Origin of the sequence: Paraburkholderia caledonica (assembly GCF_000383275.1) — a bacterium.
GTDB classification, from domain to species: domain Bacteria; phylum Pseudomonadota; class Gammaproteobacteria; order Burkholderiales; family Burkholderiaceae; genus Paraburkholderia; species Paraburkholderia caledonica.
This window is the reverse complement of the sequence record NZ_KB911047.1, coordinates 19,052-30,862: the sequence shown is the minus strand read 5'-3', so window position 1 is coordinate 30,862 and position 11,811 is coordinate 19,052. Positions and strand designations below refer to the sequence as shown.

Sequence of the window (11,811 nt, the reverse complement as noted above, 5' to 3'; positions counted from 1 at the left end):
AGAATTGTGCGTAAGCACGCCGCTGGGCGACACTCAGCCAAACGGCTAACGTTGAAGGCCGGCCGCCCCGACGTTCGTCAAAGCAGCTACAGTGAAGCCTCATTTCACGCGGTGCAGAGACTTGTAAAGAACTGTCGGTAAGCACGCCGAAAGCTGAAAAGCTGGGCGGCTATAATCGCGGGACTGTTTTTTGGTGCCTATATGCAATCCACGTCTCCCACGTCTCCGCCGCCCGCGCCGCAGAAGCGCAAACGCCCGTTGTGGCTCAAGCTCCTGCTGGGCTTTTTCGGGTTGATCGTCGCGGGCATTGTGTGCGTGCTGCTGGTGGTCGGCTATGCGCTCGTCGTGGCCACGCCCAATCTGCCCTCGCTCGACGCGCTCACCGACTACCGGCCGAAAGTGCCGCTGCGCATCTATACCGCCGACCATGTGCTGATCGGCGAATTCGGCGAAGAACGGCGCGACATCGTCCGCATTCAGGAGGTGCCCGACAGCCTGAAGAAAGCCGTGCTCGCCATCGAAGACGCGCGCTTTTACGACCATGGCGGCGTCGACCTGACCGGTATCGCTCGCGCCGGTATCGTTGCGCTGACCAATGGCCATGCAACGCAAGGTGCAAGCACGATCACGATGCAGGTCGCGCGCAACTTCTTCCTTTCAAGCGAGAAGACGTACACGCGCAAGATTTACGAGATGCTGCTCGCCTACAAGATCGAGTCGAAGCTTTCGAAAGATCAGATTCTCGAGGTCTACATGAATCAGATCTATCTCGGCCAGCGCGCGTACGGTTTCGCGAGCGCGGCGCGCGTGTACTTCGGCAAGGACATGAAAGATCTGACGCTCGCGGAGTCCGCCATGCTGGCGGGCTTGCCGAAAGCGCCGTCCGCGTATAACCCGGTGGTGAATCCGAAGCGCGCGAAGGTGCGTCAGGAGTACATTCTTCAGCGCATGTACGAGCTGCATTACATCAACCAGCAGCAATACGATGAAGCGAGCCGTCAGGCTCTTGTCGTAAAGGGCGCTGGCAAGGAATTCAGCGTGCACGCCGAGTACGTGGCGGAAATGGTGCGGCAGATGATGTACGCGCAATACCGCGAGGAAGCGTACACGCGTGGTCTGAACGTAGTCACGACGATCGACTCCGCGGATCAGGACGTCGCCTACCGCGCATTGCGCAAAGGCTTGATGGACTATGAGCGGCGCCACGGCTATCGCGGCCCCGAAGCGTTCATCAATCTGCCGTCCGATGCGGACGACCGCGAGCAGGCCATCGACGACGCCTTGCTCGAACATCCGGACAACGGCGAAATCATTGCGGCGGTTGTGACAGCGGCGAGCCCGAAGCAGGTGCAGGCGACGTTCATCGACGGCAATGTGGCGACGGTTCAGGGTGACGGCCTGCGCTTTGCACAGTTCGCATTGAGCGCACGCGCCCAGCCGAACCAGCGCGTGCGGCCGGGCGCGATCGTTCGCCTCGTCAAGAACGACGACGGTCAGTGGGCAATCACGCAATTGCCGCAAGTAGAAGGTGCGTTTGTTTCCGTGGTGCCGCAAGACGGTGCGATTCGCGCGCTCGTCGGTGGCTTCGACTTCAACAAGAACAAGTTCAATCATGTCACGCAGGCATGGCGTCAGCCGGGCTCGAGCTTCAAGCCGTTCATCTATTCGGCGTCGCTTGAAAAAGGGCTTGGACCGGCAACCGTGATCAACGACGCGCCGCTATTTTTCAGCGCAGCGGAGACGGGCGGCCAGGCGTGGGAACCGAAGAATTACGGCGGCGGCTTCGACGGTCCGATGACCATGCGCACCGCGTTGCAGAAGTCGAAGAACCTGGTGTCGATTCGCATCCTCAACCACATTGGTACGAAGTATGCGCAGCAGTACATCACGCGCTTCGGTTTCGATGCGGACCGTCACCCGGCTTATCTGCCCATGGCGCTGGGCGCGGGTCTCGTCACGCCGCTGCAAATGGCGGGCGCATTCTCGGTATTCGCGAACGGCGGCTATCGGATCAACCCGTATCTGATCGCCGAAGTCACCGATCCGCGCGGCGTCGTAGTCGCGCATGCGCAACCGCTCGTCGCCGAGCAAAGCGCGCCGCACGCCATCGAACCGCGCAACGCCTATGTGATGAACAGTCTGCTGCAGAGCGTCGCGCAGCGCGGTACCGGCGCCAAGTCGAACGCACTCAAGCGCACGGACCTCGGCGGCAAGACGGGTACGACGAACGATTCGCGCGACGCGTGGTTCGCCGGTTATCAGCACACGCTCACCGCGATCGCGTGGATCGGCTACGACAACCCTCGCAGTCTGGGTGACAAGGAAACCGGCGGTGGCCTCGCACTGCCGGTCTGGATCGAGTACATGGGACGCGCGCTCAAAGGCGTGCCGGAGTACAAGATGCCGATGCCCGACGGAGTGACCGAAGTCGGCTCGGAACTGTATTTCGACGAGTTCACGCCCGGCCACGGTTTCGTGGGAACGGTCGGCATCAGTCAGGCGGCACTCGACGAAGCAAGCGCTGCGTCCGCAGCGCCGGGACAAGTCGGCGAGCAGGAGAAGCAGGACATCATGAATCTGTTCCGCGGGCACTAACGCAGCGCCCTGCATGCCGCAAAAAAGCCGCCGCGCAGGGTCCTGCGCGGCGGCTTTTTGTTTTGTTAAGCGTCTAACCGCTCGATGCTGTGATCAGGCCTCGAAATGCACCGGCTCGCCGGCCTGCTCCGTCGCGTACTCGGACAGCGCCGCGAAAAACTCGTTGCCGCTGCGCGTGTCGCGCCACTCGCCATCGACAAAACGGTAGTGGAAACCGCCCGCTTTCGCGGCTATCCAGATCTCGCTCATCGGCGGTTGCAGATTCACAATGATCTTCGAGCGATTCGCGAATTCGAGGGTCAGCACGTTGCCGCTGCGCTCGAGTTCGATGTCGGCCTCGGTGTCGTCCAGCGCGCGTTCAATGGCGGCTAGCGCGGCCTCTGCACGGGTCAGGTAATCACTATCGGACATGCTAAACTCCATCGATTATTTATTCAGGGACAGTCATGCGAGTCGTATCTCGGATGCGCGCGGCGGCGCCCGGCCGCGCGATTGTAGCGGGTTTAGCCATTCTCGCAGGTTGCGCACTCGGTGGCTCGCTCGCCGGCTGCGGACAACGCGGTTCGCTCTATTTGCCTACCGTGCCACCTTTGCCGGAAAAGCCCATCGACCGCACACAGCCGCCGTCTCCTGACGAAGTACAACCCGGCGCCGAAACCGCGTCCGACGCAGACTCCATTCCTGACACGTCCGGCACGCCGCTCTCGCTCGCGCCCGCGAACGAACTGTCGGCGTCTCCTTCATCTGCTGGTTCCGCTGCTTCGGCTTCGCAGCCTGCTTCCGCCGCCACTCCCGTTCAATAAGACCTCCGCATGACTCGACCTGCATTTGACTACGTCAACGGCGTGCTTCACGTCGAAGGCGTGTCCGCCGTTTCGCTCGCCGAACAGTTCGGCACGCCGCTTTATGTGTACTCCCGGGCCGCGCTCACCGACGCGTGGAACGCGTACGCAGGCGCGTGCGCCGGCCGTCGAGCGAGCGTGCACGTGGCCGTGAAGGCCAATAGCAATCTCGCGGTGCTGAACGTGTTCGCGCGTCTCGGTGCGGGCTTCGACATCGTGTCGGGCGGCGAACTGGCCCGCGTGCTGGCGGCCGGCGGCAAAGCGGAAAACACCGTGTTTTCCGGCGTCGGCAAACACGCGAGTGAGATGCGCGAGGCACTCGCGGCGGGTGTGAAGTGCTTCAATGTCGAATCCATTCCGGAACTCGATCGCCTGAACACGGTGGCCGCGGAAATGGGCAAGATCGCGCCCGTCTCGCTGCGCGTGAATCCCGACGTCGATGCGAAGACGCATCCCTACATCTCCACTGGGCTGAAGTCGAACAAGTTCGGCGTCGCATTCGAAGATGCACGCGCCACGTATCAGGCGGCCGCAGCCATGGCGAACCTTGAGGTTGTCGGCATCGACTGCCATATCGGCTCGCAGATAACCGAGATTGCGCCTTACCTGGACGCGGTAGACAAGCTTCTGGAACTGGTCGAACTGATCGAGAAAGACGGCATTGCAATTCGTCATATCGACGTGGGCGGCGGCCTCGGCATCACCTACGACGACGAAACGCCGCCGGACATCGGCGAATTCGTACGCACGGTGCTCGATCGCATCGAGGCGCGCGGTCACGGCCACCGCGAGGTGTACTTCGAGCCGGGCCGCTCGCTAGTTGGCAATGCGGGCGTGCTGCTCACGCGCGTCGAATTCCTGAAGCCGGGCGCTGAAAAGAATTTCGCCATCGTGGACGCGGCCATGACCGAACTCGCCCGCCCGGCGATGTACGAGGCGTATCACGCTATCGACGCCGTTGTTGAGCGCGACGTCCCCGCTCATGTGTACGACATCGTGGGACCGGTATGCGAAAGCGGCGACTGGCTGGGGCGCGAACGGCTGCTTTCCGTCGAGCCCGGCGATTTGCTCGTGATTCGCTCGGCAGGCGCCTACGGCTTCGTGATGAGCTCCAACTACAACACCCGCCCGCGTGCAGCGGAGGTGATGGTTGATGGTACACAAGCGCATGTAGTTAGGGCGCGAGAAGAAATCCAGCAGCTGTTCGCGGGCGAAACGGTTTTGCCGGCGTAACCAGCGTCGCAAGTCCGCTTCAAATAAAAAAGGCGATGCCATTGCGGCATCGCCTTTTTTATTAGCGCTTACGCTCGCGCGCAGTCAGCGCGGCTTTAACTTGCGCCGCTCGCGTACCCACACAATCAGACGCCAACCCAGCAGCGCCAGCATGATCGCGCCGTAGATTTTCGGCAGGATCAGGTCGTGCTTGCCCGCTTTCATCCACCAGAAATGCAGAATCGCCAGCGCGCCGATGGCATAGATCGCGCGGTGCAACGTCTGCCAGCGGCGGCCGAGCTTGCGCACCATTGCGCGCGGCGACGTTGCGGCCAACGCGATCAGCAGCACGAACGCTGCAAAACCCACAGTAATGAACGGCCGCTTGCCGATGTCTTTGACGATCTCCGCCACGTCGAACCATTTGTCGAACCAGAGATAAGTCGTGAAATGCAGCGTCGCGTAGAAGAACGCGTATAGCCCGAGCATGCGGCGAAACCGCACGAACGCCGCGATGCCTGTGAGCCGGCGCAGCGGTGTCACAGCCAGCGTGATGCAAAGGAACACGAGCGTCCACAGGCCCGTTGAGCGCGTGATGAACTCGATCGGGTTTGCGCCCAGCCGGTCGGTCACGCCGAACAACACGATCCGCGCCAGCGGATACCACGCCGCGATGAACACCGCGATTTTCGCGGGCACGACCCAGCGCGAGCCAGCGGCGGGACGCTTTGCCGGCGCCGTAGCAGGCGCATTGGCTCGCGGCGCGCTATGCCCGGTACGAGTGACAGATTGGGTATCGGAAGCCATCGTCATGTCGCTCAAAAGTTCTTCTTCAGGTCCATGCCCTGATAAAGAGACGCCACCTGATCGCCGTAGCCGTTGAACAGCAACGTCTTGCGCTTGGGCGTGAAAAAGCCGTCTTCGCCGATGCGCCGCTCAGTCGCCTGACTCCAGCGCGGATGGTCGACATTCGGGTTCACGTTCGAATAAAAGCCGTACTCGCTCGACGCATAAGTGTTCCAGCTCGTCGCGGGCTGTTTCTCGACAAAGCGGATTTTCACCAGCGACTTGGCGCTCTTGAAGCCGTATTTCCACGGCACCACGACGCGAACCGGCGCGCCGTTCTGGTTCGGCAGCACCTGACCGTATACACCCATGGTGAGCAGCGTGAGCGGATTCATCGCCTCGTCCATACGCAAGCCTTCGGAGTATGGCCAGTCGAGTATCGGCGTGGAGAGTCCCGGCATCTGCGACGGGTCGGCCAACGTAATGAACTGAACATATTTCGCGTTGCCTGTCGGCTGCACGCGCTTGATCAGTTCGCCGAGCGGCACGCCGATCCACGGGATCACCATCGACCAGCCTTCGACGCAACGCAGCCGATACACGCGCTCCTCGAGCGGCGCGAGCTTGAGCAGTTCGTCGATGTCGTAGACCTTCGGGTTCTTGATCTCGCCTTCAACACTGACCTTCCATGGCCGAGGCCGCAACGTTCCGGCGTTATGCGCCGGATCGGACTTGTCGGTGCCGAACTCGTAGTAGTTGTTGTATGTGGTGATGTCCTTGAACGGCGTGATCTTGTCCAGCGCGACGAACTTCGCGTTCGTTTTGGCCGCCAGTTTCTGCGCTTTCGGATCGGTCGACGTGTAAGCCGCCAGTGCTTCGCCGTTCACGCCGATCAGACCGCCGAGCGCCAGCGCGCCTGCGGCCTGCAGCACGCGCCGCCGGTTCTCGAAAATGTGCTGCGGCGTGATTTCGCTGCGAGCGATATCGTCGCCGGTAAGTTGAATCCTGTCGCTTCGCTTGATCCACATCATGCTGCTCCTTGCCGGCCGCCGCCTCAGACATCTGACGGGGCCAGGGTGATGATCGCTCGTCGGGCCATCCATGCGTACTCACATGGACGAACACATTTGGCGTGCAAATATTCCGTCGGCCATAAAAAAACCGCCGGTGCGAAACACGCGGCGGTTCTTTGTCGGCTGGGAACAGCGGAAATTACAGTTTGCCGTAACTATGCAAGCCCGACAGGAACATGTTCACGCCAAGGAACGCGAAGGTCGTGACGAGCAGGCCGGTCAGCGCCCACCACGCGGCGACCGCGCCGCGCAAGCCTTTCATCAGACGCATATGCAGCCAGGCTGCATAGTTCAGCCAGACGATCAGTGCCCACGTTTCCTTGGGATCCCAGCTCCAGTAGCCGCCCCACGCTTCTGCCGCCCACAACGCGCCGAGAATCGTCGCAATCGTGAAGAACGCGAAGCCGACGGCAATCGACTTGTACATGACGTCGTCGAGCACTTCGAGCGCCGGCAGGCGGTCGGCCAACATGCCGCGCTCCTTCGCCAGATAAGCGACTGCGACCATTGCCGACAAGGCAAAGCTGCCGTACCCGATGAAGTTCGCCGGCACGTGGATCTTCATCCACCAGCTTTGCAGCGCCGGAACGAGCGGCTGGATCTGCTGCGCGTCGCGGGCGACCGAATACCACATCAGGAAACCGACAGCGGCGCTGATCACGAGCAGCACGAACGCACCGAGCGCGCGCGTGTTGTAGTGCTGTTCATAGTAGAGATAGAACAGCGCGGTGATCAGGCTGAACAGCACGAAGACTTCGTACAGGTTCGAAATGGGAATATGGCCGACGTCCGCGCCGATCAGATACGACTCGTACCAGCGCACCATCAGACCGACGAAGCCCATCAGCACGGCGGCCCATGTCATTTTCGAGCCGATCGCGGCGCCGGTGGGCGAGCGCGAGAGCAGGCCGATCCAGTAGAAAACGGTGGCGAACACGAAAAGCGCGCTCATCCACAGAATCGCGGACTGGCTCGACAGGAAATACTTCAGGAAGAAGGCGTTGTCGGCCCGGCTCAGATCGCCGTGATAGATCTGGATGGCCAGCAGCGACAGTGCCGCAATGCCCACCATCAGCGGACGCACGGGCTTCCAGCGCCAGCCGAGCACGACGAAGACCGGCACCGCGCACACCAGCACCAGCTTGTCGTAGTAATTCATGAACGGGTAATAGCGCGACAGCGCGAACCCGGCGCCCGCGACCATGGCGAGGGCGAATAGCCAGTCGACGATGCCAAGCCGTTTCAGGAACGGCCGCTCGTCATATTGGGCAGCGTTGAACGCTTCGTCCGCAGACGCCTTGGGGGGCCGGGCGGATGAAGGGGAAGATGAGGAAACCTGAGTCAAGTCCATGGTATTACCGGGTCGAATCTTGTGAGCTTGCGGACGGCGTGCCGGCGTTGCCGGACGATGCATCGGTGAGCTTCGCGCCCAACGCGGCGCCGACCGCGTCGCGCGTCTGAACAAATTCTTTCTCGAAGTCGAGCGTTTTGCGCGCGCTCGACATGGCCATCACGACATTGGTGCCCTGCTCAGTATCTTTGAGCCAGAACCACAGGCGCCGTTCGCGGACGTAGAACATCGAAAAGATGCCCAACACGAGAAGCAGGCTGCCAAGATACACGACTTTTTTGCCGGGTGCGCGCGTCAGCTGAAATACCGAGGCTTGCACCTGCTTGAAGGAGTCGAGCTGCAAGTAGACCGGCGATCCATACAGAAAGCTGTCGGATATCGCATTGATCGAGCTTTGTACGAAGCGGCTCGAATCCGCGTTGGCCTGCGCCTCTGGCTCGCCGACTTGCTGGCGCGACAGTTGCCAAAGGTCCCACATCGAGCCCTCCAGCATGCGCAGCAACAGCCCTGCCGCCTTTTCCTGCTCGCCCTTCGGCACCGAATGGTCAATAAATCCGGCGATCGCCTGGAAGCCGCCGACTGGCTGACCGTTCGGCATTTTGACGGTGTTGTCCGCGCCCGCAAAAAGGGTCAGGACGCGCAGCGCGCTTTCTTCCAGATGCTGCTGCAATTCCGTGTTCGCTTCGGGCACGGAGCGCTGGGCGAAGCGGTGAGCGGCTTGCGCGCGCATTCCCGGGTTCTCGAGCGTTGCGCGCAGGTTCATCCAATCCTTCACGGTACCGCCGCTGTCGGCGGGAATGCGCAGATAGCGGAACGGGTCGTCGGGATTCAGGCGCATGCCGGCAAGGAAGAATCGTTCCCCGGCAACCGCGACCGGCAGCATGTAGTTGTTGTACTCGCGTGCCTGGCCGTCCTTGTCGCGTACCTTGTACTGCACCGACGGGCCGACGTTATGAAGGTCCAGCGGCTTGGACGTCTTCGCGCCTGAGCCGAGCCGCTCGTCGAATGCTTCCTTCAGCGAGCGGTGGGCGGCGACGCCGCGGGCGTCCGTCTGGCCGCTGCCATTGGAAATGTTCTCTACGTTGATCGCGCGGAAGTCGGTGAACTCGACCGTCTGCCCGTCGGCAAGCGACGTGGCCGAACTCAACGGCGCATTGCCTCCGATCGTGCCGCCGAAAGGCGCGGTTTTCGCGCTCGGGCCCGTCATCGGGTAGGCCGTCATCTGCATTTGCGAGCCGCCGTCCTGGAAGCTCGATTGATAGATCGACACGCCGTCGTATTCGAACGGCTTGTTCACTTCGATACGAGCCGGCACGCGCGCGCCGGTCTTGTGATCTACCACGACGATGTCGCTAGCGAACAGCTTCGGCATGCCCGTCGAATAATAATCGACGATGAATTTCTGTAACTCGATCGAAAACGGCAGGTCCTGGATCAGCGAGCCGTCCGGCTGGTTGAGGATCGCGGTGGACACGTGCTGCCCTTCCGGCACCCATGCGTAACCGCGGAACGTCGGATTCGATTGCGACAGGCGATGTTCCGGCGGAATGTCGTTGATTACGGTGTTCGCGCGGATCGGCGATTTGTCGAACAGCCACATTTGCAGTTTGATCGGCAGATTGCTGTCCAGCAGCCCGCCAAGGCAAATCACCACGATCGCAATGTGCGCGGAAATGTAGCCGAGCTTGGTCAAGGCGCCGCGCTTGGCCGCGATCAGCGTGGCGCCGTCCGACTCGCGCGTGACGAACTTGTAGCCGAGCTTGGCGGACAGTCTGGCGAGCACTGCCGACGTCTGGGCACGCGTGCCGTGCACCGCGAATTCGCCCTTGTGATGGAACGCGCGGAGGCTGGCTTCGCGGACCTTGTCTTTCCAGCTCTTGGTGTCGGCAATCATTTTCGGCGCGTTGCGGATCACGCATAGCGACACCGAGACCATCAGAAAGCCGAGAATCAGCATGAACCACCACGAGCTATAAACCGTGTAAAGGCTTAGCGCGCGGAAGATATCCGCCCAGAACGGGCCGAACTGGTTGACGTAATTGGGATAGGGATCGTCCTGCGTAAGGACGGTGCCGATAATGCTGGCGATCGACAGGATCACGAGCAGCGCAATGGCAAAACGCATCGAACTCAATACTTCGACAACGTTGCGCACGATGCGATTGCTCGACTTCGACTGCAAACCCGACGTGGTGACGCTCATTCATACTCCGACTGAACAGCAAAAAAGGGTGAAGGGCGACCGTTCACACGACGCCCCCACCCTTTTCTTGTTTTTTACCGGCCTCGGCGGGCCGGTTGCAATTGCGCGCGGGCCTCTTAGTGCAAGCCCGCGATGTAATCGGCCACAGCTTTGATCTCGCTGTCCGACAGACGCGATGCGACAGCATGCATCGCCTCGTTGTTGTTGCGCGCTCCGGGGCCCTGCGTGAACGCGTTCAACTGCGCCACCGTGTATTCAGCCCATTGGCCTGACAAGCGCGGATATTGCGACGGAATACCCTGACCCGTGGGCCCGTGACAACTGGCACAGGCCGGCACGCCCTTCTCCGCGATGCCGCCTCGATAAATCTTCTGCCCGAGCGGCACCGTGTCCTTGTTGTGCGCATAACCGGGCTTTGGAGCCTGCGCCGCGAAGTAGGCTGCGACGTTGACCATATCCTGGTCGGACAGCGCGGCCGCCATAGCCGTCATGATCGCATTGTTACGCGCGGGCTGCTTGGCGCCGGGCTGCGGCTTGAAATCCTTGAGTTGCTTGACGAGATAGTCGGGATGCTGGCCAGCCAGTTTCGGGTATGCGCCGCCGGCACTGTTGCCGTCTGCGCCGTGACATGACGCGCAAACCTGCACTGCGATTGCCTGCCCCCGATTGACGTCCGGCTTTGCCGGATCTGCTGCTCGTGCCTGAATTGCCAAACTTGAAAGACCTGCTGCTACATGAAAAACCATCAGAGCCTTGCACAGTCGATTCATTCGCACACCCTGTCTCGTCTTGTGGATTTTAGAGGTTTTGCACAATACGACGGCGACCCGAGTGACCGCCAGGAGCCGCCGAGGCACGCGGGCTGGCCCCCTCAGGTTTTCAGTAAACCATCGTATTGTACAATAACTCGCTAATCGCTAAGACGCCAGTCGGGCTTGACCCGTCCCCACTCCGGGTTCCCCGGCGTCTCGAAATCTGGCCTGATCATGTCCTTCCTGCTCCACCAATCCCGCTTTTTCACGACCGTCAATCACCTTCGTGATCTGCCGGCCACCGCTCAGCCTGAGATTGCTTTTGCCGGGCGCTCGAATGCAGGCAAGTCGACGGCCATCAATATCCTGTGCAACCAGAAGCGGCTCGCATTCGCGAGTAAGACACCGGGACGCACCCAGCACATCAATTACTTCTCCGTCGGCAAGGCGGACGAACCTACGGCCCATCTTGTCGATCTGCCCGGCTACGGTTATGCGGAAGTGCCCGGCGCAGCCAAGGCGCATTGGGAGGCGCTGCTTTCCACGTACCTGCAATCGCGTTCGCAATTGCGCGGCATGATCCTCATGATGGACTCGCGCCGGCCGCTGACCGATCTGGATCGGCGAATGATCGAATGGTTCGCTCCGACCGGAAAGCCGATTCACGCGCTGCTCACCAAATGCGACAAATTGACGCGTCAGGAAAGCGTGAATGCGTTGCGCGCGACACAGAAGGGTTTTGACGAATATCGTGCGGCGGGCTACCAGGGCGAGCTGACGGCGCAACTCTTCTCGGCGCTCAAGCGGGTCGGCATCGACGAAGCTCACGAACTGATTGAAAGCTGGCTGATCCCCGAAACGAAGGGCGCAACCGACGCCGCACAGTAACCTCGCGGTGTGTTTGCTGAAAGCCTGAACGCGCTCTTTCCGCCGCCCATAAAAAAACCCGCCGCTTTAACGGCGGGTCAAACAGCCTAATCGAAAAACGACAGGCACC

The 11,811-nt window shown here is 61.2% G+C and carries 10 protein-coding genes; 4 read left to right on the top strand and 6 right to left on the bottom strand.

All coding sequences use genetic code 11. The annotated features are described in order from the left end of the window. Positions 1–201 precede the first annotated feature (201 nt). Complete coding sequence (locus tag H281_RS0128825) at positions 202–2,595, top strand: penicillin-binding protein 1A (RefSeq protein WP_020070600.1); 2,394 nt, start codon at positions 202–204, stop codon at positions 2,593–2,595. Positions 2,596–2,688: 93 nt separating this feature from the next. On the opposite strand, the gene cyaY is transcribed toward H281_RS0128825, so the two are convergent. Then, positions 2,689–3,006, bottom strand: coding sequence for an iron donor protein CyaY (gene cyaY / locus H281_RS0128820; protein WP_020070599.1), 318 nt, complete (start codon positions 3,004–3,006; stop codon positions 2,689–2,691). Positions 3,007–3,041: 35 nt separating this feature from the next. Between cyaY and H281_RS0128815 the strand changes: the two genes are divergently transcribed. Continuing rightward, positions 3,042–3,398 carry a lipoprotein gene (locus H281_RS0128815; protein WP_027779505.1) on the top strand — a complete coding sequence of 119 codons (357 nt, stop codon included), beginning with the start codon at positions 3,042–3,044 and terminating at the stop codon, positions 3,396–3,398. 9 nt (positions 3,399–3,407) lie between these two features. Further along, positions 3,408–4,670 carry a diaminopimelate decarboxylase gene (gene lysA / locus H281_RS0128810; RefSeq protein ID WP_020070597.1) on the top strand — a complete coding sequence of 421 codons (1,263 nt, stop codon included), beginning with the start codon at positions 3,408–3,410 and terminating at the stop codon, positions 4,668–4,670. 84 nt (positions 4,671–4,754) lie between these two features. Here lysA and msrQ read toward each other — a convergent pair whose 3' ends face one another. The 5 genes from msrQ to H281_RS0128785 form a co-directional block, all read right to left on the bottom strand. Beyond that, positions 4,755–5,456, bottom strand: coding sequence for a protein-methionine-sulfoxide reductase heme-binding subunit MsrQ (gene msrQ / locus H281_RS0128805; protein WP_206362282.1), 702 nt, complete (start codon positions 5,454–5,456; stop codon positions 4,755–4,757). A gap of 11 nt (positions 5,457–5,467) precedes the next feature. Further along, complete coding sequence (gene msrP / locus H281_RS0128800) at positions 5,468–6,463, bottom strand: protein-methionine-sulfoxide reductase catalytic subunit MsrP (protein WP_020070595.1); 996 nt, start codon at positions 6,461–6,463, stop codon at positions 5,468–5,470. A 184-nt stretch (positions 6,464–6,647) separates the two neighbouring features. Further along, entirely contained in the window at positions 6,648–7,859 is a 1,212-nt protein-coding gene (ccsB, locus tag H281_RS0128795) for a c-type cytochrome biogenesis protein CcsB (protein ID WP_027805035.1), read from the bottom strand. A 4-nt stretch (positions 7,860–7,863) separates the two neighbouring features. Continuing rightward, a complete protein-coding gene (locus H281_RS0128790) occupies positions 7,864–10,062 on the bottom strand; it encodes a cytochrome c biogenesis protein ResB (protein ID WP_020070593.1) in 2,199 nt (732 codons plus the stop codon). Positions 10,063–10,178: 116 nt separating this feature from the next. Continuing rightward, entirely contained in the window at positions 10,179–10,832 is a 654-nt protein-coding gene (locus H281_RS0128785) for a c-type cytochrome (RefSeq protein ID WP_020070592.1), read from the bottom strand. Between the two features lie 216 nt (positions 10,833–11,048). Between H281_RS0128785 and yihA the strand changes: the two genes are divergently transcribed. Further along, a complete protein-coding gene (yihA, locus tag H281_RS0128780) occupies positions 11,049–11,702 on the top strand; it encodes a ribosome biogenesis GTP-binding protein YihA/YsxC (RefSeq protein WP_020070591.1) in 654 nt (217 codons plus the stop codon). The last annotated feature ends 109 nt before the right edge of the window (positions 11,703–11,811 follow it).

What these genes read in the sequence shown, in the direction of transcription:
- H281_RS0128825 (WP_020070600.1), top strand. Translation starts at nt 202, where the DNA reads ATGCAATCCACGTCTCCCACGTCTCCGCCGCCCGCGCCGCAGAAGCGC.
- cyaY (WP_020070599.1), bottom strand. Translation starts at nt 3,006, where the DNA reads ATGTCCGATAGTGATTACCTGACCCGTGCAGAGGCCGCGCTAGCCGCC.
- H281_RS0128815 (WP_027779505.1), top strand. Translation starts at nt 3,042, where the DNA reads ATGCGAGTCGTATCTCGGATGCGCGCGGCGGCGCCCGGCCGCGCGATT.
- lysA (WP_020070597.1), top strand. Translation starts at nt 3,408, where the DNA reads ATGACTCGACCTGCATTTGACTACGTCAACGGCGTGCTTCACGTCGAA.
- msrQ (WP_206362282.1), bottom strand. Translation starts at nt 5,456, where the DNA reads ATGGCTTCCGATACCCAATCTGTCACTCGTACCGGGCATAGCGCGCCG.
- msrP (WP_020070595.1), bottom strand. Translation starts at nt 6,463, where the DNA reads ATGTGGATCAAGCGAAGCGACAGGATTCAACTTACCGGCGACGATATC.
- ccsB (WP_027805035.1), bottom strand. Translation starts at nt 7,859, where the DNA reads ATGGACTTGACTCAGGTTTCCTCATCTTCCCCTTCATCCGCCCGGCCC.
- H281_RS0128790 (WP_020070593.1), bottom strand. Translation starts at nt 10,062, where the DNA reads ATGAGCGTCACCACGTCGGGTTTGCAGTCGAAGTCGAGCAATCGCATC.
- H281_RS0128785 (WP_020070592.1), bottom strand. Translation starts at nt 10,832, where the DNA reads ATGAATCGACTGTGCAAGGCTCTGATGGTTTTTCATGTAGCAGCAGGT.
- yihA (WP_020070591.1), top strand. Translation starts at nt 11,049, where the DNA reads ATGTCCTTCCTGCTCCACCAATCCCGCTTTTTCACGACCGTCAATCAC.